The 19,547-nt window shown below is 39.9% G+C and carries 21 protein-coding genes and 1 tRNA gene; 6 read left to right on the forward strand and 16 right to left on the reverse strand.

All coding sequences use genetic code 11. The features are described 5' to 3' along the window. Positions 1 to 181: 181 nt before the first annotated feature. The gene (locus tag C5749_RS09195) at positions 182 to 436 is read right to left on the reverse strand and encodes a hypothetical protein (protein ID WP_105725378.1); all 255 of its coding nucleotides are present in this window, start codon (positions 434 to 436) and stop codon (positions 182 to 184) included. A gap of 84 nt (positions 437 to 520) precedes the next feature. Here C5749_RS09195 and C5749_RS09200 point away from each other — a divergent pair, with 84 nt between their 5' ends. From C5749_RS09200 to C5749_RS09210, 3 genes are read left to right on the forward strand one after another with little or no spacing between them, the layout of a single operon-like run. Continuing rightward, the gene (locus C5749_RS09200; RefSeq protein ID WP_105725380.1) at positions 521 to 874 is read left to right on the forward strand and encodes a BlaI/MecI/CopY family transcriptional regulator; all 354 of its coding nucleotides are present in this window, start codon (positions 521 to 523) and stop codon (positions 872 to 874) included. A 12-nt stretch (positions 875 to 886) separates the two neighbouring features. Then, complete coding sequence (locus C5749_RS09205) at positions 887 to 2,524, forward strand: M56 family metallopeptidase (protein ID WP_105725382.1); 1,638 nt, start codon at positions 887 to 889, stop codon at positions 2,522 to 2,524. A 57-nt stretch (positions 2,525 to 2,581) separates the two neighbouring features. Continuing rightward, a complete protein-coding gene (locus C5749_RS09210; RefSeq protein ID WP_105725384.1) occupies positions 2,582 to 3,184 on the forward strand; it encodes a trimeric intracellular cation channel family protein in 603 nt (200 codons plus the stop codon). A 21-nt stretch (positions 3,185 to 3,205) separates the two neighbouring features. Here the strand turns inward: C5749_RS09210 and def are convergent, their stop codons facing one another. Further along, entirely contained in the window at positions 3,206 to 3,793 is a 588-nt protein-coding gene (gene def / locus C5749_RS09215; protein ID WP_105725386.1) for a peptide deformylase, read from the reverse strand. A 125-nt stretch (positions 3,794 to 3,918) separates the two neighbouring features. Here def and C5749_RS09220 point away from each other — a divergent pair, with 125 nt between their 5' ends. The 3 genes from C5749_RS09220 (at position 3,919) to miaA (ending at position 6,921) form a co-directional block, all read left to right on the forward strand. Then, positions 3,919 to 4,695 (forward strand): hypothetical protein, encoded by a 777-nt coding sequence (locus C5749_RS09220; protein WP_105725388.1) that lies wholly within the window; start codon positions 3,919 to 3,921, stop codon positions 4,693 to 4,695. 151 nt (positions 4,696 to 4,846) lie between these two features. Further along, positions 4,847 to 6,019 (forward strand): Gfo/Idh/MocA family protein, encoded by a 1,173-nt coding sequence (locus C5749_RS09225; RefSeq protein WP_105725390.1) that lies wholly within the window; start codon positions 4,847 to 4,849, stop codon positions 6,017 to 6,019. Beyond that, on the forward strand, positions 6,016 to 6,921 hold the full coding sequence (gene miaA, locus C5749_RS09230; protein WP_245893686.1) for a tRNA (adenosine(37)-N6)-dimethylallyltransferase MiaA: 906 nt from the start codon (positions 6,016 to 6,018) through the stop codon (positions 6,919 to 6,921). The genes C5749_RS09225 and miaA overlap by 4 nt, the downstream gene beginning before the upstream one ends. Positions 6,922 to 6,998: 77 nt before the next feature. On the opposite strand, the gene C5749_RS09235 is transcribed toward miaA, so the two are convergent. The 14 genes from C5749_RS09235 to C5749_RS09300 form a co-directional block, all read right to left on the reverse strand. Continuing rightward, on the reverse strand, positions 6,999 to 8,552 hold the full coding sequence (locus tag C5749_RS09235) for an Rne/Rng family ribonuclease (protein ID WP_105725392.1): 1,554 nt from the start codon (positions 8,550 to 8,552) through the stop codon (positions 6,999 to 7,001). Between the two features lie 277 nt (positions 8,553 to 8,829). Beyond that, positions 8,830 to 9,663 carry a tetratricopeptide repeat protein gene (locus C5749_RS09240; RefSeq protein WP_105725393.1) on the reverse strand — a complete coding sequence of 278 codons (834 nt, stop codon included), beginning with the start codon at positions 9,661 to 9,663 and terminating at the stop codon, positions 8,830 to 8,832. Between the two features lie 12 nt (positions 9,664 to 9,675). Next, positions 9,676 to 9,960, reverse strand: a complete 285-nt coding sequence (locus tag C5749_RS09245; protein WP_093364748.1) for an HU family DNA-binding protein — start codon at positions 9,958 to 9,960, stop codon at positions 9,676 to 9,678. A 306-nt stretch (positions 9,961 to 10,266) separates the two neighbouring features. Next, a complete protein-coding gene (locus C5749_RS09250) occupies positions 10,267 to 10,725 on the reverse strand; it encodes a hypothetical protein (RefSeq protein ID WP_105725396.1) in 459 nt (152 codons plus the stop codon). Between the two features lie 69 nt (positions 10,726 to 10,794). Then, positions 10,795 to 11,439 (reverse strand): alpha-ketoglutarate-dependent dioxygenase AlkB family protein, encoded by a 645-nt coding sequence (locus C5749_RS09255; protein WP_105725398.1) that lies wholly within the window; start codon positions 11,437 to 11,439, stop codon positions 10,795 to 10,797. Next, the gene (locus tag C5749_RS09260) at positions 11,426 to 12,292 is read right to left on the reverse strand and encodes a methylated-DNA--[protein]-cysteine S-methyltransferase (protein ID WP_105725400.1); all 867 of its coding nucleotides are present in this window, start codon (positions 12,290 to 12,292) and stop codon (positions 11,426 to 11,428) included. The genes C5749_RS09255 and C5749_RS09260 overlap by 14 nt, the downstream gene beginning before the upstream one ends. 118 nt (positions 12,293 to 12,410) lie before the next feature. Next, the gene (locus C5749_RS09265) at positions 12,411 to 13,532 is read right to left on the reverse strand and encodes an ABC transporter permease (protein WP_105725402.1); all 1,122 of its coding nucleotides are present in this window, start codon (positions 13,530 to 13,532) and stop codon (positions 12,411 to 12,413) included. Continuing rightward, positions 13,529 to 14,635, reverse strand: a complete 1,107-nt coding sequence (locus C5749_RS09270) for an ABC transporter permease (RefSeq protein WP_105725404.1) — start codon at positions 14,633 to 14,635, stop codon at positions 13,529 to 13,531. The genes C5749_RS09265 and C5749_RS09270 overlap by 4 nt, the downstream gene beginning before the upstream one ends. Then, complete coding sequence (locus C5749_RS09275; RefSeq protein WP_105725406.1) at positions 14,635 to 15,372, reverse strand: ABC transporter ATP-binding protein; 738 nt, start codon at positions 15,370 to 15,372, stop codon at positions 14,635 to 14,637. Before C5749_RS09275 ends, C5749_RS09270 begins: the two co-directional genes overlap by 1 nt. A gap of 2 nt (positions 15,373 to 15,374) precedes the next feature. After that, positions 15,375 to 16,292: an ABC transporter ATP-binding protein gene (locus C5749_RS09280; protein ID WP_105725407.1), complete on the reverse strand. Its 918-nt coding sequence runs from the start codon at positions 16,290 to 16,292 to the stop codon at positions 15,375 to 15,377. A gap of 5 nt (positions 16,293 to 16,297) precedes the next feature. Beyond that, complete coding sequence (locus tag C5749_RS09285; protein ID WP_219847957.1) at positions 16,298 to 17,200, reverse strand: HlyD family secretion protein; 903 nt, start codon at positions 17,198 to 17,200, stop codon at positions 16,298 to 16,300. A gap of 53 nt (positions 17,201 to 17,253) precedes the next feature. After that, a complete protein-coding gene (locus C5749_RS09290) occupies positions 17,254 to 18,537 on the reverse strand; it encodes a TolC family protein (RefSeq protein ID WP_105725411.1) in 1,284 nt (427 codons plus the stop codon). 55 nt (positions 18,538 to 18,592) lie between these two features. After that, positions 18,593 to 19,195 carry a TetR/AcrR family transcriptional regulator gene (locus tag C5749_RS09295; RefSeq protein ID WP_105725414.1) on the reverse strand — a complete coding sequence of 201 codons (603 nt, stop codon included), beginning with the start codon at positions 19,193 to 19,195 and terminating at the stop codon, positions 18,593 to 18,595. 246 nt (positions 19,196 to 19,441) lie between these two features. Next, positions 19,442 to 19,514, reverse strand: a tRNA-Lys gene (locus C5749_RS09300). Positions 19,515 to 19,547 lie beyond the last annotated feature (33 nt).

Here is a 19,547-nt window from a genome sequence, read left to right on the forward strand (position 1 = left end):
TTATCTTACAACTTTCCCCCATCAAGGGTACTCGCTGCGCTACATGATCATCTATCTTAAAGAACTTCTGCACCTCCGCTTCGCGCTTCGGCTATCGTAGACCGTACTTCAATAAAGCACGGAATCTCTATCTTGTTTTTTTCCTCCGTTTCCGAAGGGACTGCAAAGGTAGGAAAGTTTTTCAGAAAAGAAAAAAAATATTTTTTTTATTCCCGTCCCCGTCCTGCTCCCGGGTCCCTAAGGACCGCATCCCTCCCTCGCGGAGTGGGGCAAAGGTAGGGATTCTGACCCTATCCCGCAAGGACGGAAAGCCCTTTTTCGTCGGAAACATCCCAAAACACTGGAAATCTGGAGTATAGTTTTTGAAAACTCCCGCCCCGGGACCCGACGGGGACAGAACCAAGGCAGCCAGCCACACATCAGCTATGTTTAACATTCGGTAATTTGTTAAAAATGTTTTTTTTATTTGGAATCTACGAATTGTTTCGTACGTTTGTCTACGAAACAATTCGTAGACAAAATGAAGCCAACAGATAGTGAAATGGAGATATTGCAAATCCTCTGGGAAAAAGGGGAGAGTAGCGTGCGGAGCGTTCATGAAGAGTTAAACAAAAAAGATGCGGGATATACCACCACGTTAAAGCTGATGCAAATTATGCTCGACAAAGGTATGGTTTCGCGGGATACCTCCGCAAAGATTCATTTGTATAAAGCACTATTAAGTAAAGAGCAAACACAGCATAAATTCCTAGAAAAGATAATCAATACAGTATATAATGGCTCTACAACTCGCTTAGTTATGCAGGCGTTGGGCAACAAACGGGCAAGCAAGGAAGAAATAGAATTAATCAAAGAATATCTGAACAATCTTTAAAATCCATAAAGTATGAACAGCCTACTTCAAAACATTACACAGGCGCTAGGGTTGAGCATGGCACATTCTCTTTGGCAGGGGGCATTAATATACGGAGCATTGTGCTTTGTCTACTTCTTGCTTCCAAAACTTACTTCTAAAAACAAATATGTTTTCGCTTTATCTGGCCAATTTATCCTTCTTATCTCATTTGCTATTACTTTTACCCTCTACATGGATGTCTCTCCTACATCAGCGAAAACATTTATGAAGAATGGAGACTTATCATTAACCTTTTCTCAAGACTCCTACTCCCAGCTTCTAAAAACACTGGAACCGTTATTGCCTTGGATGAGTTCCCTATATGTGTTAGGGCTTTTTATTCAACTGATCATTTTTAGTAACAGTTTCGCTAAGCTACATTATCTCAAAACACAAGGAATATCAAGTGCTCCAGTAGGGTGGACGCAATCCTTTCAACAGATTTGTGATAACATACAAATTAAAAAACATATACAATTCTATCTATCGGATAAAGTGTCCACGCCATTAACCATAGGACACTTGAAACCAATTGTGCTATTTCCTATAGCATTTGTCAACCATCTTAAGCCGGAACAGGTCGAGTCTATATTAATACATGAATTAGCACACATTAAACGCCATGACTATTTATTCAACCTGTTTAAGGTCGCGATAGAAACTATACTTTTTTTCAACCCTTTTGTTTGGTTACTTTCACAGCACGTAGAAACCGAACGGGAACATGCCTGTGACGATATGGCAATGGCGTGGATCCCTTCTTCTATTGCTTACGCCCAAGCACTTATGTCTGTAGAAGTTCTAAAAAACACATCAGCTCCCGCCCATGCTATGGCCGCGATCGGAAAAAAACATCATTTATTACACCGTATACAAAGAATTACCAATATGGAAAAAGATCATATAAATACTCGACGACATCTTGTACCTGTTGTCCTTTGCTCCCTAGCGTTAATCACCACCGCCTGGATCGGGCCAAAAGAAAAAACAACTATTAATACAGAAAACGAACGCACACCCGTAGCCATAACTACCTCTGAAACACCTTATCAAATACCCACACCAGCAACTGCGCCAAGCTATACTCTATCTTCTCCCGACACCATAAAACCTCCTTTGGAACCCGAAGATATACTAACGGATCGAACACATATTAAAAATGTCGAGACAAAAGTAAAAAAGATTGAAGCGCACCACAACTCGCATGAGTGGAAAAACAAGGTTGCTGATATAGAGGCGCAAACGAAAAAAACAGAAGAATATTTTAATTCAACGGAATGGAAGGCCAAGCTAGCCGAGATAGAAACAAATGCCAGCAAGATCGAGGAATATTTCAATTCTCCCGAATGGAAAAACAAAGTTGCTGACATCGAGACGCGAGCCAGAAAAAAAACAGAAGAATATTTTAACTCTCCCGAATGGAAAGCGAAAATTGCCGATATCGAAGCAAACGCCAACAAAATAGAAGCGTACTACAACTCGCCTGAATGGAAAAATAAGGTTGCAGACATAGAAGCACATGCCAGAAAAGCCGAGGAATATTTCAATTCTCCCGAATGGAAAGCGAAAATTGCCGATATCGAAGCGAATGCTAAAAAGATGGTAGAATTCTACAACTCTCCTGAATAACGCTATCATCGTCCACTATAATGCACTATCTTTGTGCATTATTAACGTTATTGAGGGATGAACATAATTTATTACATCGATCTCTTAGGCACGATGGTCTTTGCCATATCGGGCGCTATGGCTGCCAACCGCTCTGGCATCGATATTTTTGGAGCCACATTTACGGGGTTTGTGACGGCAATCGGAGGGGGGTCATTACGTGATGTATTTTTAAATTTACGTCCGATATGGGTCGGTGACAGCAATTATCTAGTTGCCATTTTAATAGGCGTCATCATTTCTGTTGTTGCGAACAAACAGTTGTATCGATTGGCGAGAACGCTAACTTTCTTTGATGCCTTGGGGATCGGTTTTTTCTGTGTCGTTGGCGTACAAAAATCGCTTACATACGAAAGCTCACAAACTGCTGCGGTTATTTTAGGCGTATTCTCAGCGGTTATGGGAGGCGTAATACGCGATACATTAATGAATGAAACACCATTAATTTTTCGAAAAGAAATATACGCCACAGCTTGTCTCTCAGGCGCAATTATGTATGTAGTTTTAGGAACTTGGGGGGTTGATACAGCGACGAATGCTTTTATATCTACACTGACGGTTTCTGCCATCAGGCTCGTCGCTGTCAAATACGAATTATCCTTGCCGGGAATAGGCGGCTAGGAAGAAAGGACAACCAGAAAGTTACCTTTTCTTTTTCGGATTGGGAAATTTCATCTTGTACCCCACCTGTACCATACCTTTAGATATCGCCTCTAGCTTTCCCTTTAGCATTGCTTTCTTCAATGGACTCAGTTTGTCGACAAAAAGTTTACCTTCAATATGATCGTATTCATGCTGAACAACACGGGCTGCGAGTCCAGAAAGCTCGACTTCATGTTCTTCAAAATCTTCATCCAAATAATTAATAACCACCTGGGAAGGGCGTATAACATCCTCGTTGATATCTGGTATACTTAGACAGCCCTCGTTAAAGCCCCATTTTTCTCCTTTTTCTTCTATGATAATTGGATTGATTAGTACTTTTTTAAAGTCTTTGAGTGCGGGGTCACCCTCACCGTCCTCGTCATCTTCCGCAAATGGAGAGGCATCAATCACAAATAAACGAATAGGCAATCCAACCTGTGGTGCAGCGAGACCGACTCCGCGAGCCGCATACATCGTTTCAAACATGTCGCTGATCAATTCCTTCAAATTGGGATAATCTTCGTCAATCTCCTCTGCTTTTTTTCTTAATATAGGGTCACCGTATGCAACAATGGGTAATTTCATTTAATCATTTACATTATGCTGATGAGGCACCCGGTAAAAGGATTGGCTTCATCTAATTTACAATTTTTATGCAAAGGTATTAATAAAAATTTATACACATTCAGATTGTATTAACTTTGTGTGGTATGGGCTTACCTTTGGCGATAGCGGATTTTATTCTTGAATTAGAGAAGGGACTGGATACTTCCTTTTCCAACCGATATTTAAACGGCGTAGTCATTCTCTATGCCAAAATGCCCTGTTTTGCGTTGGCTATCTATTTCGGCGGAGGTACGGAACGCGTAGACGCAGGCGACATCCGCACATTCCATGTCGACTATGATCAAATATTGAAAGATTCGCACAAGATACTTAACCGGTTGTGCTCTCTTTTGGGGAAAGGGCAGGTGATTTATGGTCGTCAAACGGTCGTTGCTCGTATAGATAAACACATGGCCCTGGCATTTTTAAAAGAGAACCATCTCCAAATTGCCATCCCCGGTAAATATCGTTATGGGTTATTCCATAACGGCGAACTCGTATCAGTTGCTATTTTTAGTGGGGGCAGAAGAATGCGGAAACAGGATTTAAATAGTTACCGTTCCTTCGAGCTCTTGCGCTTTTGTCATAAGGCGGGATACCGCGTCGTAGGTGGGCTGTCAAAACTCCTAAAAGCATTCGTTCAGGATTTTCATCCAAATGATATTATGACCTATGTAGACAGGGATTGGGCAGCGGTTTCAAATCTCCGTACTTTGGGCTTTCATGAGGAGGGACATACACCTCCCCAGGCGTTTTGGATTGTAGGCGAGGAACGTTATTATATAAAGGATCCGGAGCGACTCTCTGAACTCAAACAAACATATCCGATGGGATATTTTTCACAGAACAACGGGAGTACAAAATTGGTGCTCCAGCTATGAAACCGAGATATAAATAATCATTGATGCACAGGAAAATGATTATTTATTCGAGTTCTCATCAGCCATTAAAAAGAAAATAAACACATGAAAACTGGTTTCGGTTGTGTATATTTAGCCTATTAAACATTAATAATAAACAAATTATTTGCACATGAAACGTAAACTACGTATGGGCATGGTTGGCGGTGGCAAAGACGCCTTTATCGGCGCAGTTCATCGGATCGCCGCCTTTATGGATGGAAAAATAGAACTTGTTTGTGGCGCGTTCAGTATTGACCCCGAAGTTTCTCGCCAATCTGCTGAAGAGCTGTTTGTGGCACCGAACCGGGTATATGCGAACTACGAAGAGATGATAGCGAAAGAATCGCAACTGCCTGAGGGTGATCGCATGGACTTCCTAACAATCGTCACACCTAATTTCCTACATTTTGGGCCGGCAAAGATGGCCTTGGAAAACGGTTTTGATGTAGTCGTAGAAAAACCGATGACAGTCACATTGGACGAAGCTAAAGAACTTAAAGCTACTGTAGAAAAGACAGGAAGAACGCTTTGTTTGACGCATACTTATTCAGGCTATCCCATGGTGAAACAAGCAAAAGCTATGGTGAAAGACGGCCATTTTGGCAAAATCAGGAAAATTGTCGTCGAATATCCACAAGGCTGGCTAAGTCGTTTATCCGAACGCGAGGGAAATGCGGGCGCTGCATGGCGAGCTGACCCAAAAAAATCGGGTTTATCGCTCGTTATGGGCGATATTGGAACCCATGTTGCTCATTTAGCAGAATATGTTTCGGGTTTAAAAATTACAGAACTGTGTGCTGACCTAAGCACATTGGTAGAAGGGCGTGTACTCGATGATGATGGCTCCGTACTATTACGTTTCGACAATGGCGCCAAAGGGGTTTTAATGGCATCTCAAATCTCCGCCGGAGAAGAAAATGCCGTACGGATCCGTATTTACGGTGAAAAGGGTGGATTAGAGTGGGCAAACGAAGATCCAAATAACCTCATTATTAAAATGCTGGATCAGCCTCGACAACTCTACCGCACGGGGAATGCCTATACGACACCGTATGCGTTAAGTTCATTTGCGACACACAATACGCGTATACCTGCGGGGCATCCCGAAGGGTTACTAGAAGCTTTTGCTAACATCTATCGTAACTTTGCGGCGACGACAAGCGCAAAACGCGAAGGCAGAACCCCAACTCCAGAAGAACTAGATTTTCCAACAGTAGATGATGGCGTACGGGGTATGGCTTTTGTTCAAAATGTCGTTACCAGCAACGCTAGTAACGAAAAATGGATTAAATTTGAAGAGTGAATATTACCACTAGAATAGACACAATAATAAATCAGGCGAAAGAAAAACTTTCGCCTGATTTATTACTTATCATACTCGGACCTACTGCTTCTGGCAAGACCAAACTTGCTGTAGAATTAGCCAGACAAACAGACGGTGAAATTATATCGGCGGATTCTCGTCAGGTATATAGAAATATGGATATCGGAACAGGCAAAGATCTGGAAGAATATCGAGGAATACCTCACCATCTTATCAATATCAAAAACCCGGGAGAAAAATATAACGTCGATTGCTTTCGCACTGACTTCTTCCAAGCTTACGACTTTATCATAGGTCAACAGAAACGTCCTATACTTTGTGGAGGCTCGGGGTCTTATATACAAACCGTTTTACAGGAAAGGCCTTACACACAAATTCCAAAAAACAACGACTTGCAGCGAGAATTAACCAGTTTAAGCAAAGCGGAACTCATTACGCAGATACAGCATATAGGCATTCCGAAAGATTTTAAAGTCGACTTTGATAATCATAAACGTTTAGTCCGCGCGCTGGAAATCCTGCTATATCTACAACATCATCCAGAAATATCACACGCCCAGCGTGTGATTGATAATTATCTTGTTTTCGGCATCAAGTCTCATCTAGAACAACAGCGGGCCTCTATTACGAATAGACTCCGTGAGCGCTTGCAACAGGGACTCATTGAAGAAGTTGAGAATTTGATGAAAATGGGAGTAAGTCAAACCGATTTAATTTATTATGGTTTGGAATACAAATACGCGACGTTATACTTACAAGGTTCGCTGACTTATCCCGAATTTTTCAGCAAGCTAAACACGGAAATACATCGATATGCTAAACGGCAGATGACCTATTTCCGCAAAATGGAAAAGGATGGGATCCAGATAAATTGGCTCTGACAGTTGTCCTCAACGACAGTTTCCTATATAACAAAGGCTGCCCATTTTGGCAGCCTTTACTTTAATGTTTTCTAAACTTACAACTTAATTTCTTCTTCCTTAGAATTGAAGAATCTAAACTGTGTCAAATAATACGATGAAATATTTTTTATTTTTATCCATTTACCGTATTTAAAAAACCATTTGAGCCTTGTAGAGAACAAACCAGACGTGATGTAGGCGCCTATATACGGGTGCACACACAATGTGATTCCCTTTTCGTTTTGCTCTTGTAAAATATAACTCAAATTGCTTTCAATATCGTCCAACAATACGATGCTCGAACGAATTTCGCCAGTTCCTCCGCATGCCGGACATTTCTCGTTTGTCACGACACTCATTTCGGGTCTGACGCGCTGTCGGGTTATTTGTACCAACCCAAATTTACTTGGGGGAAGAATGGTATGCTTGGCGCGATCGTTTGCCATGCATTCTTTCAAAAACCCGTACAACTCTTTGCGATTGGCTGGTTTGTGCATATCGATAAAATCGATAACCACGATACCACCCATATCACGTAATCGCAATTGTCTAGCGATTTCCTTTGCTGCTTCTTTATTTACTAGCAGCGCATTTTCTTCCTGATTTTCTTTACTAGCAATTCGGTTACCGCTATTGACGTCCACTACGTGGAGGGCTTCGGTGTGCTCGATTACGAGGTAAGCACCACCTTGCAAGTTTACCGTTTTGCCGAAAGACGCCTTAATCTGTCTTTCGATGCCGAAGTGGTCAAAAATAGGTTCTTTATGTTTATAAAGCTTTACTATTTTTTCGAGGTCGGGCGAAATTTCCTGCACATACGATTTTACTTCTTCATATAGTGCATAATCGTTGACATGGATATGTGTGAATTCGTCCGTTAATATATCACGCAAAATGGTAGAAGCTCTATCCATTTCACCCAATACCTTCTGGGCGGGCTCAACACTTTTAAGGCGTTTGGTAAAAAGCTCCCATTTTGAGATTAAATCTAAAAGGTCTTTCTGTAATTCATCTACACCTTTTCCTTCCGAAACTGTCCGTATGATAACGCCGAAGTTTGGTGGTTTAATACTTTCCACTATCTTCTTCAACCTATTTCGTTCAGCACTTCCTTTAATTCTCTTGGATATGGAAACTGTGCTCGAAAACGGGACCAACACAACAAATCTACCTGCGATGGATAGGTCCGAACTTAATCGGGGGCCTTTAGTCGAGATAGGCTCTTTCGCAATTTGTACTGGTAAAAGCAAATTTCGGCTTAATATATCCGAAATCTTTCCTGCTTTATCAATGTCCTTTTCGAGCTTCAAACTATTGAGCAGCTTCTCTTGATAGCTGCCGTTCTTTACTATCCGTGTTAGCTTGAGCAAAGACTGAACCTGAGGTCCTAAATCTAAATAATGTAAGAACGCATCTTTTTCGTAGCCTACATCTACGAAAGCGGCATTGAGGCCAGGCATAATCTTTTTGATTCGCCCTAGATAAATATCGCCAACGGCGAAATTATTATCTGCCTGTTCCTTGTTCAGCTCAACAAGCTGTTTGTCCTGTAGTAAAGCAATAGTCACTCCCTTGTCGGGAGTCGAATCGATAATTAATTCCTTTACCAACAGCTACTCATTTACGGCTTTATACAATTTGTATGTAGCCTGATGAAACATAAAAACTCGTTAATGAAAAAAATACAATCTATTGTCTTCCATTTGAAAAACTATAGATTGTATGACATCTTACAGGTATTAACCTAAAGACCAACAAGCTTATTTTTTCTTGTGTCTATTTTTTCTTAAACGTTTCTTACGCTTGTGCGTAGCCATTTTGTGTCTTTTTCTTTTTTTTCCGCTTGGCATAGCTTTAATGTTTTTAATGATTAAATTAATATGTTAATTACTTGCTGAGTTCCTCGACACGTCTGTCGATGAACTGAGATAAGGTTGGATCCGAAGCAAGCTCTTTACTTTTTTGAAAAGCTGCAATGGCTTCGTTTTTCAATCCAATATTTTCGTAGCCCGTCGCTAGGTAAAAGTACGATTCTGCATCGGGGCTTAATTCGACAACTGTTTTGAATCGCTCAATAGCTTTGTCGAATTGACGAGACTGCAAAGAGAACAGTCCCAATGTTTTGTTTGCATGAATATTTTTTGGATCTTTTGCAACAACTTCCTGTAACAAGGCGATTCCTGCCATTGGGTTACCACTGCCTGTAACCATAGCTGCGCCCAAACCTGTTTTTGCGTCCAAATTGTTTTCGTCCAGTTCTGTTGCTTTTTCATACGACCGAATGGCCAGCCTATTGAGTTCTGCCGACATCGCAGTATCCTGCAAATTCGTATACGCCGTACGATAGGCATCACCAGCTTTCAACCAATACTCAAATTTAGGTGATGTTTTAGCCATTTCCTCATAAATAAATCCCTGAGGAGCAAATTTGGCAACATCATCCCATTTTTGGGCTAATTGTTCCAACAAAGCGAGTTTTTCGTCGCCATTGGCTTGTTTGGCTTTTTCCTCTAAAGTCGTAATTTCCTGTGCTATACTGGTGTTTATAGACTGTTTGGTAATTTCAGATACACTTTGAAGAGTAAAAGCTGACGAAGCTGCTTCACCCGCCGGATCATTAGCTCCTTTGTTTTCGTCTACCAAACCCTTAATAGGCCGCGCAAGAAGTCCCCCCATTAAGGCAACTACAACAACAACCACGATTATTTGTTTGGTATTCATCTCGACCTAGTTTTACTTGTTTCCTTGTTTAACTTTTTCCACAAAAACTTTTGCCGGCTTAAAACTGGGCACGTAGTGCGCCGGAATAATAATAGCTGTGTTCTTCGAAATATTACGAGCCGTTTTTTCTGCTCTTTTCTTCACAACAAAACTTCCGAAACCTCTAACGTACACATTCTCTCCGCTAATCATAGCATTTTTCACCACCTTAAAAAACGCTTCTACTGTTTCTTGAACATCTACTTTCTCTAAGCCTGTTTTATTAGAGATCTCCGCAATAATTTCTGCTTTAGTCATATCTGTTTTTACTGTAATTATTTATTTTTCAACCCTTAACGCAACAGCAGTTTGGGGATGCAAAAGTATCTTTTTTTTATGATGTTTAAAAATTTATTTTATTTTTTTACCAAACTCCGTCTACTCAAAAACTTTTCTGTATCAACTATTTATATCTTTTAGAAAAAGAAAACCGGACAGAAATAATTTTTAAAAACAAAACACAGCGTTAATTTTCATCAGAATAAATTGTTTTTAATGGCAATAAAGGTCGCATAAACTATTTATATTCTTTTGATTAAGGAGATTTACGCAGGTTTCAGCTTTTTAGTAGAAATTCAGCGGAATGTTTAACGTTACCGATCCTGTTAGTCCCTTTAACGGTTTAAAATCTTCCTTGGTTTTCATATCGAACCCATAGCCTATACCTAAGTCTACAATGGAAAGCATACTTATTCCAACTTTAGGTGTTAATGTATATGGTGTTACCTCTGCTTGAACAAATGGAAAGACTAACCTATTGCTTAGATAATAGGTAAAACCTAATTCTGGGACAACGGTGGTCTTGCTCTTCATCCACGTAAAGTTTGCCCCGGCATTAATCTTTATATATTGATGCTCGTTGGGCGCAAATAGCCCCCAGCCGGATGCTTTCAGAAAATTTCCGCTTTGATACTGCCATCCGACAGACGGTCCCCATATCCAACCTAATTTTTGCACCTTTTGCGCTTTTAAGCCCCCCGTCGAACAACAACAAATAATCAACAAAATTCCTAATTTCTTCATATCGACTTTCTTCGGGTAAATTTAACCTAAATTTCGATATTTCCGGAATCGGAATGTAATCTTGATGTATTATTGCTCCGTATTCCTATTGGTTTTATCTTTCGTTTGGTTTTCTATCGTTCGAAACGTCAGGTTCACCCTGGGGGTCGTAACCCTTTTGCTTGGCGGTAATCGGTGTAACCAGTGGGTTTGTGTGGTGTCTTTCATGACCAAAAGGCTTCCATGTGCCAAAAAAAGCACTATTTTTTCTTTGGTCTGCTTGTGCTTGAATGCAAATTTCCGTTCTGCCCCAAAGCTCATGGATCCGATTGCTCCGTCTCGTTTTAAATCACGTTCTCCATCGCTATGCCATGCCATTCCTTCATCTCCATTGTGATACAGATTGAGCAGACAGGAATTAAACGTTTCACCTGTTTCTTTCTCTATTAAAGTTTTTAACTCCAACAACTCTTTTGTCCAGGGTAAAGCATATTTCGTTGTGTTCGAATACGAGTATTCGTAACGCTTATCGCCATACCAGGCTACTTTTCTTTTGGTAATTATTCTTTTCCCGAAAAGAATCGCTTCGTCATTTTTCCATTCTATAGTCTCTAATAAACGGTTTAGATAAAAATCAGCTTGCTCCTTGGACATCAATTTTCCGTAGTAGTTTACTACCCCGTCATAAGGAAGCCAATTTTGATCGTTATCGGAGGATTGGTTAAATAAGTCCATGCCCTGTGTTTTCTGTGCATACTTTCGCTCTTTCCCAGCCAATAATGGCCGTTTTTCTCGTCGGTCCCCACATATATCCGCCGAATATTCCAGATGACTGGATGACACGATGACAAGGAATCAAGAACGCAACAGGATTACTTCCAATAGCCGTTCCCACGGCACGCGAAGCTTTAGGACAGCCTATTTGTTCGGCGATATAACCATAGGTAGACAATTTACCCATGGGAATTTTTAATAGGCTTTCCCATACTTTCAGTTGAAAATCGGTACCCCTTAGATGTAATTTAATCTCATTTAGCTTGCTCCAATCATTTTGAAAAATAAACAATGCATTTTGCTGCAATAAATCTAACTTTCTTTGGAATGTAGCATTCGGAAATTTTGCTCTTAAATTAGAGAAAGCTTTTCCCTCATCGTCTTCAAAGGCCATATAACAGACACCTTTCACAGTGGCAGCAGTAATCAATGCTCCAAAAGGGCTTTCGGCAAAGCTGTAATTGATATCTAGGTCTTTACCTCCATTTTTATATTCTGCCGGTGTCATTCCTTCGATGTTTACAAACAGATCATGGAGACGGCTTGTACTGGAAAGCCCTGTTTCAAAAGTAGTTTCAAACAATGTCGCCTGTTCCTCTTTTAGCATCTTCTTCGCATGTTCTAGAGAGATGTACTGCAAAAATCTTTTCGGACTTGTTCCTGCCCATTCAGTAAACATCCGTTGAAAGTGCGCCGGACTTAAATTTATCTTTTCCGCTACATCATCCAGATTAGGCTGTTCCTTAAAATGCCCCTTAATATAATCAATGGCTTTTGCTATCCGATTATAATTCATAGTTGCCTGTGTTTCCATCTTTTTCTGATCGCTTATTCTACAAATTTCTATAATATTTCGCAAGGGTAAAATCCGAAATATGCGATATACTTCCAACAAAGATAACCGTCCTTGTAAGTAAAAAACAATACTGCCATTAGCTGGTCTTTTTATAGTTATAAATCGCCCATCCGTTAAGGGATACTGCAAAACCTACCATGATTAAAAAATGGCTTTTTATATCGGAAAATGCACTTCCTTTCAACACAATCATCCGCATGACCTCTATAAAATAGGTTATAGGGCTGAATTTCGTCATTATATAAGCCCATTCGGGCATGCCATCAATAGATGTAAACAATCCACTCATCAATATAAAAATCATCATAAAGAAAAAAGCGATCGACATGGCCTGTTGTTGGGTCTCCGCATACGTGGAAATCAACAGTCCTAAACCTAATACGGCAATCAAATATACCGAAAGATAGGCATATAGCAGGAGCAGGCTCCCAATCGGCGCAATGCCATAAACGAGCCATCCAATCCCAAACAGTCCCATAGTGAATACCACGATGCCGATAACCCAGAAAGGTATAAGTTTTCCCAAAATAAACTGATACTTTTTGATTGGTGTCACATTTATTTGTTCAATTGTTCCCTTTTCTTTTTCTTTAACAATATTAAGCGCGCACATGTATGCTCCGATCATAGTGACCAACAAAGCGAGAATACCCGGAACCATATAAAACCGATAGTTCATCGTAGGATTAAACCAATTGGACGAAACGATTTCGATAGTCGGAAGGCGGTTGAATTTCGACATCTGTACCCACTCTAACCGAACGTCTGCGTTATAATCGGCAATTATGCGATTTAAATATGTGCCCCCAAGATTGGCTTTTACACCGTTAATAGCATTAACGGCCATATATAGCTGTTGTTCATTTTCCCGGATAAGGTTACGTTCAAAACCTTGTGGTATTTCTAATATTAAGTCGGATCGGTCATTTTCAACATCATCAAATGCATCATTAAACCCCGTTGCATAACTTGCCAGCCTGAAATATCCGGATGCCATTATTTTTGAAATCAACTTTTGCGAATAGGCCGAATGGTCTTGGTCAACAATCGTAATGTTAATATTCTTTACTTCATAATCTGCAGCCAAAGGAAGAATAAGCAATTGCATGATAGGAACGACAAACAGCATAGGTAATAAAGCCTTATTGCGGAATATCTGCTTAAATTCTTTACGCAACAAAAATTTCAGCGTTCTCATGTCAAACGGATTTTAAATTTTTTGATATTAACGACCAGTAACAGGAGCGTCATCCCGAATAAAACAAGTGTTTCTTTCCATATTGCCGAGAAACCTAATCCTTTCACCATAATAGATTTAACGATAATATAATACCATTTGGCAGGAATGATATGGGATACAAGCTGTAGGGGATACGGCATATTTTCCAATGGAAACATAAAACCTGTAAATAGAATGGACGGGACCAACATACCCATTAGCGAAATCAACATGGCTGCCTGCTGCGAAGCCGTGCTATTCGAAATCAGCAGTCCTAGAGAAAGTGCTGTCATGATAAATAACGTACTCACCGCGTATAGTAATAAAACACTACCATTAATCGGCATTCCCAACACAAAAACACTCAGCAACAAAATGATCGTTAAGTTAATCAGGGATAAGGCAAGATAGGGTACTGCTTTAGACACAATAACCAAAAAAGGATTAAACGGTGAGACCAACAGTATCTCCATTGTTCCCATTTCCTTTTCTTTTACGATAGCAACGGAAGTCATCAATACACAGACGAGTAATAAAATCAACGACATCACTCCCGGAACAAAATTTACCGCGGCCTTCAGTTCTGGGTTATAAATCATCCTCATCTCCGTATCGATCTGGTAGGGTAGATCCTGCAATTGCATCAGTTCGTTCCGATAATCCATGATGATTTGACTAGCGTATCCACTGATTGTCGTTGCTGTGTTAGGATCGGATGCATCTGTGATTAACTGCACCTGCGTCTTATTCTGATGCAATAAGTCGTTGTTGAAATTAGCAGGAAAAACAACCGCCATTTTTATTTTCCCTTCTTTAAAGGTTGCTTCTATTTGCTTATGGTTTAATAGTATATTTTGAATTTCAAATTGTTGGCTTGCCTTTAGCTTTTCTATAATCTGCTGTGAAGCAGCATCTTTCGCATAATCGCAGACAACAATTTTTGCATTTTTAATTTCATTAGTCAATGCAAAACCAAATAAAATAATCTGCACTATGGGTAGACCAAACAGCATCAATAGGGTTTTCCGGTCGCGAAAAACATGCAGAAACTCCTTTTGTATAAAAATGGAAATGTTATTCATTATTCGCTCCTTTTTGCTCCTCTAGCTAATTCATAAAAAACCTCGTCCATCGATGTGACGGAATACTGTTGTTTCAATTTTGCAGGTGTATCGAGTGCTTTTATTTCACCGTCCACCATCATCGAGATACGATTACAATATTCAGCTTCGTCCATATAATGCGTGGTCACGAAAACAGTGATCCCACTGTCAACCGCTTCATATATCAAGTCCCAAAACTGACGTCTGGTTACCGGATCAACACCTCCCGTGGGTTCATCGAGAAAAACGATTTTGGGTTCGTGAAGAATCGCTACCGAGAAGGATAGCTTTTGCTTCCAACCCAGCGGCAACGAACCTACCATCTTCTTGACTTCGCTTTTCATACCTAGTGTTTCTATAAGCTGCTCACTCTTTTCTTTTAATTGTCTATCCGATAAGCCATAGATACCACCAAAAAAACGGATATTTTCTAGCACGGTTAAGTCTTCATACAGCGAGAATTTCTGACTCATATAGCCAATGTTCTTTTTGATTTCCTCAGCCTGTTTGTAAATATCGAATCCGGCAATGGTAGCCGTTCCCGATGAAGGTGTGGATAAGCCGCATAACATGCGCATAGCCGTTGTTTTTCCGGCACCGTTAGCGCCAAGAAAACCGAATATTTCACCCCGGTACACATCAAAGGTGATCTCATTGGCGGCAATAAAATCGCCAAATCGCTTCGTGAGTTTATTGGTATGTATTACAGTATCCATTCCTATTTCTCCATCAAATAAATAAAGCAATCTTCAATGGTTGGCGTGACCGGTTTTAATTCTATATTCGTATGTTTTTTTTCTTCCAAAACACGAATAAGCTTTTCTTTAACTTCCGGACTGACGTCTCGGAATGTCACATGGTGGTATGCGCCAAACGCGTTACAGCTTTTTATTATTTTGGCCTTTTTTAAATCATGCAACAGGTTTCCCATATTATCACTCCTCACAGCAAAAAGATTTTCCGGAAATTGCGTTATGATATTTTCAGGTGTATCAATTGACATGATGCTACCAGTCTGTATTAAAGCTATCCGTTCGCAAAGCGTGGCTTCATCCATATAAGGGGTAGAAACAAGTATGGTAATCCCTTGCTGTTTCAGACGTTTCAGCATATCCCAGAATTCTTTTCTGGAGACAACATCCACACCTGTGGTCGGCTCATCGAGAAAGAGTACCGTCGGGCGATGTATTAGAGCACAGCATAAAGCTAATTTCTGTTTCATACCACCAGAAAGCTTTCCTGCTCTCCGGTCCTTAAAAGGCTCTAACTGTACATATATATCCTTGATAAGATCATAATTTTCTTTTACGCTGGTATTGAATATCGTTGCAAAAAAGTTCAAGTTCTCCTGTACTGTTAAATCTTGATACAAAGAGAATTTGCCGGGCATGTAGCCTACGTTTTTACGAATAGTCTTATAATTTTCTACCACATCCAAACCATTTACTGAAGCTGAGCCTCCATCCGGTAAAAGTAAGGTCGTGAGGATACGGAAAATGCTTGTCTTACCTGCGCCATCAGGCCCAATCAACCCGAACAGTTCGCCTTGGTTTACGTGAAATGATACGTCACTTACCGCCTGCACCATTCCATTGTCGTAAGTCTTGGAAATATTATTTAAAACAACGTTTTTCATTATACTTAATCATCATTTCCTCTTTCTTTTTCCTCTTCTCCATTGAACAAAATTTCACCGTACATGCCTATTTTATACTTCCCATCATTCTTAACCTTCACTTTTATCGCGTATACCATGTTTGCCCTTTCGTCTTTCGTTTGGATAGTTTTTGGCGTAAACTCTGCTTTGTCACTTATCCAAGTTATTATTCCCGCTGTTTCCTTATATCCTCCGTTGCCGTCATCGGTGTTTACGCTTACCTTTTGGTTGAGCTTGATTTGGGATAACTGATTCCCTGTAATATAAGCGCGCAAGGTGATATTGGATAGATCCGCAATTTTGTATAACGGTTTCCCCACAGTAGCCATCTCATTGGCTTCAGCATATTTGGTTAATACTGTTCCCGCTATAGGATTTACAATATGGCATTTGCTTAGTTGATCTTCTAATTGTTCAATCTGTATCTGCAACGGAATAGCGTCTTTGCTGATACCTTCGCTAGAGATGCTTAATGATGATTTCTGTGCTTCAATTTGCTTTTTCAGCACTGCGATCTGCGCGTTCATATCGTCTAACTGCTTGGGTGTTGCTGCATCACCTTTTACTAGATTAATTATTCGGGCCTTCTCTTTTTCGGCAGTTCGTAATTGCTCCCCCAGGGCAGATAACTGAACTGGGATGTTCGGTTTTTTTCCGGTTAATGCGCGTACCTGCGCCTCCAATTGTCTTTTCTTTAAATGCAACTGCACACTGTCAACATAACCAATTTGTTCCCCGGCCTGTAGGGTTTGTCCTTCCGCTATATCAAAAGCTTTTATCATGCCTTGGGTCTCGGCTGATATAATCGTTTCTTCGGCTTCAAACGAACCCGATGCATCAAAAGAATGTCGATTGGTGTTACACGCCGATAAAATAACTATTATCATTATTTTAGATAAAAAAAAGCGATTTTCTGGTGCTGTATTCATTGTTGTCTATTTTAATTCCCTGAAGTTGTTTTAAAACTATACTGTGCCATCAAAAGCTGTATCTCGTGGATAATCATATTTTGTTTTGCCTGGTCTTCTGCGTTGATATATATGAGATAATCGTTTGTAGTCGTTGCGCCGTACGCCAACTGGTTTTGTGCAGATAGCTTTACATTCTCCCTTAATTGAACAATATCCCGATCTGTTTGTATCAGTTCTTCCAGTTTTGCTATTTCACTATCCTGTTGTTTTAATGTAAGGTTCGTATTGAATAAAAACGTTTCTTTTTGCACTTGCAACGCGTTTTGACTTAGATTCAGCAACTGCTTTTCTTGTTTCCGTGTATAGAAACTAGCGATGTTCCACGTAAGGCGGACACCTCCGATATAATACAAATCAAAATTATTGTTCAACATATTTAGCCCAGGCCTGCCATACCCTCCTTGAAAGAAAAGACTAAAGTGCGGCAAAGCCTTGGTATCTATCAGTTTGTTGTGCACGTCAAAAGTTTTCTTTTGTGTTTCAAATAATTTTAATTCCGGACGGTTGATTTCTGTCATTAGAGAAGTTGCTGTAAATGGTTTTTCCAATATGGTGTGTTCATCAATGGTCCGATTGATGAATAGGGAAAGCATATCGACATAACCTTTCCGCGTGGCTTTCAACTCAATGGTACGCTGATCTGCTTTCAATAACTCCGCTCCCAATACATCGCTACTACTTTTTAAAGCAATTCCATTAGCAATGGCGACGTCGTTTCTGTTCATCCCGGAACGGATGTCCTTTTTTAAGACTTCAGCCTGGGCTATCTGAGCATCAATCAATAGGATTCCAAAATAGAATTGGTTGATACGTTCTTTCAATTTGTACAATTCCACTTCTACTTTTTGTTTCTCGACAGCTGCATTAGCGTATACAAGTTCCTTTTGGTGTTTTACCATAAACAAATCCGTAAGCGGTTGCGATACTTCTCCATATAATTTGTACTGATCTTTGTTCATAGAAGGAATATCGATGTGAGGAATAGATATAGGTATTTGTGTTACGTCCGATTGGTAACTCGCTTGTCCTCCTACATTTATCTGCGGTAGATAGCCTTTTGAAGCGTTGGTCAAAGAATATTCTTTTGTTTTCTCTAACAGCGCATATTGTTTTACCAAAGGATAGTTGTTTTCTGCAAGTCGATAGCAAACGTCAAGGTTTAATGATCGGGATGACTGCGCATAGATGTAGTTATTTGTTATTAACCAGCAGCCAATAATAGTTAATACCCGTCTAAATACTATTCTAATCATGATCTTAATTATTTTGTTTTAATCATTTGATTAATGATGACGTAAAAAAAACACTTTATGTTTCCAGCATCATTTTTGCCCATTTAGCTATTAAAATTTTTCTTTCTTCCATCTGTTTTTTAAAAATTTTATCATCTGCAAATAGAATTTGTTTTGCTATGAAAGGGAAAATTGTCATTCCAAGCAACGACACAATAAACTGTACAGGTTCTAGGTCTGGTCTTCTCTCTCGCAATTGGCGGATAAAAGAAGAATGTTGCAGTAGTTTCCTAACCTGCAATCTGTCTTTAAAGCCTTCCGGATTTGCCTTTATCTCTCCTAAAACAAATAGAGGCAAATCGGGGTTATCAACTAGCAAAACGATATAGTTTTCGACAAGGGCCTCCATCTTTTCTTCCAATGTTAGATCATCGTTGTTGACTATGGGTAAGATCACGCTAAATAACAACTGCAGCTTCTCCGCCATAATCAACTGGAACAATTTTTCTTTACTGCGGAAATAATAGTTGAGCAAAGCCAGATTAATGCCTGCTTCTTCAGCAATATCACGTGTACGCGTCCCTACATAGCCTTTTTGTGTAAACACTTTACTCGCTGCTTGTATAATTTTCTCCTCTGTAGACGTATCTAAACGCTTTGCTTCTTTGCTTTTTGTCATGTAACCAATATCCTTTAACGCAACAAATATAAAAACTAATTTGTTAATTAACCAAATATTTTAATCAAATGATTAAAAACAATCATGCTACGCTGATCATATCAAGACCGTTAAGAGAACAAGCGCATGGCAGAAATATTATAAAAAGCTTCCCGAGATAACAACAATTTTAGCTATCGCAGATAATCGCACATTACAACGCAAAAAAATGGGACAAGTCTTTCCTTTTAGACTTGCCCCAAGAAGTGACCCCGGAGAGGCTCGAACTCTCGACCCACTGATTAAGAGTCAGTTGCTCTACCAACTGAGCTACGGAGTCTGTTAATACAAATGTAAGCGCTCTTCTGTAAAA

The organism is Sphingobacterium gobiense (assembly GCF_002980575.1).
GTDB lineage: Bacteria > Bacteroidota > Bacteroidia > Sphingobacteriales > Sphingobacteriaceae > Sphingobacterium > Sphingobacterium gobiense.

Coding starts and splice junctions, on each gene's coding strand:
- C5749_RS09260 (WP_105725400.1), bottom strand. CDS start 12,292: ATGGAAACACAGGCAACTATGAATTATAATCGGATAGCAAAAGCCATT.
- C5749_RS09295 (WP_105725414.1), bottom strand. CDS start 19,195: ATGACAAAAAGCAAAGAAGCAAAGCGTTTAGATACGTCTACAGAGGAG.
- C5749_RS09240 (WP_105725393.1), bottom strand. CDS start 9,663: ATGAATACCAAACAAATAATCGTGGTTGTTGTTGTAGTTGCCTTAATG.
- C5749_RS09275 (WP_105725406.1), bottom strand. CDS start 15,372: ATGGATACTGTAATACATACCAATAAACTCACGAAGCGATTTGGCGAT.
- C5749_RS09200 (WP_105725380.1), top strand. CDS start 521: ATGAAGCCAACAGATAGTGAAATGGAGATATTGCAAATCCTCTGGGAA.
- def (WP_105725386.1), bottom strand. CDS start 3,793: ATGAAATTACCCATTGTTGCATACGGTGACCCTATATTAAGAAAAAAA.
- C5749_RS09195 (WP_105725378.1), bottom strand. CDS start 436: ATGTTAAACATAGCTGATGTGTGGCTGGCTGCCTTGGTTCTGTCCCCG.
- C5749_RS09210 (WP_105725384.1), top strand. CDS start 2,582: ATGAACATAATTTATTACATCGATCTCTTAGGCACGATGGTCTTTGCC.
- C5749_RS09255 (WP_105725398.1), bottom strand. CDS start 11,439: ATGGACTTATTTAACCAATCCTCCGATAACGATCAAAATTGGCTTCCT.
- C5749_RS09250 (WP_105725396.1), bottom strand. CDS start 10,725: ATGAAGAAATTAGGAATTTTGTTGATTATTTGTTGTTGTTCGACGGGG.
- C5749_RS09225 (WP_105725390.1), top strand. CDS start 4,847: ATGAAACGTAAACTACGTATGGGCATGGTTGGCGGTGGCAAAGACGCC.
- C5749_RS09265 (WP_105725402.1), bottom strand. CDS start 13,532: ATGAGAACGCTGAAATTTTTGTTGCGTAAAGAATTTAAGCAGATATTC.
- C5749_RS09220 (WP_105725388.1), top strand. CDS start 3,919: ATGGGCTTACCTTTGGCGATAGCGGATTTTATTCTTGAATTAGAGAAG.
- C5749_RS09205 (WP_105725382.1), top strand. CDS start 887: ATGAACAGCCTACTTCAAAACATTACACAGGCGCTAGGGTTGAGCATG.
- C5749_RS09285 (WP_219847957.1), bottom strand. CDS start 17,200: ATGATAATAGTTATTTTATCGGCGTGTAACACCAATCGACATTCTTTT.
- C5749_RS09280 (WP_105725407.1), bottom strand. CDS start 16,292: ATGAAAAACGTTGTTTTAAATAATATTTCCAAGACTTACGACAATGGA.
- C5749_RS09270 (WP_105725404.1), bottom strand. CDS start 14,635: ATGAATAACATTTCCATTTTTATACAAAAGGAGTTTCTGCATGTTTTT.
- C5749_RS09290 (WP_105725411.1), bottom strand. CDS start 18,537: ATGATTAGAATAGTATTTAGACGGGTATTAACTATTATTGGCTGCTGG.
- C5749_RS09245 (WP_093364748.1), bottom strand. CDS start 9,960: ATGACTAAAGCAGAAATTATTGCGGAGATCTCTAATAAAACAGGCTTA.